Below are 235 nucleotides of genomic sequence, written 5' to 3' on the forward strand. Positions count from 1 at the left end.
ATCAAGGGTTTCGCTGATGCCGGTAGTGACGGGATCATTCAGTTCTCCACCGGTGGTACGGAGTTCGGTTCGGGCCTGGGTGTCAAGGACATGGTCGTGGGCGCGGTGGCGTTGGCGGAGTTCGCGCATGTGGTGGCGGCGCAGTACGACGTGACGGTGGCCCTGCATACGGATCATTGCCCGAAGGACAAGCTCGATGGCCTGGTGCGGCCGCTGCTGGAGATCTCCGCCGAGC

The 235-nt window shown here is 63.8% G+C and carries 1 protein-coding gene; it reads left to right on the top strand.

The genetic code is table 11. From position 1 onward, the window contains the following. The coding region (locus AXK60_RS25160) for a class II fructose-bisphosphate aldolase (protein ID WP_175400113.1) at nt 1–235 on the top strand (235 nt) is incomplete at both ends.

The organism is Tsukamurella pseudospumae (genome assembly GCF_001575195.1).
GTDB classification, from domain to species: domain Bacteria; phylum Actinomycetota; class Actinomycetes; order Mycobacteriales; family Mycobacteriaceae; genus Tsukamurella; species Tsukamurella pseudospumae.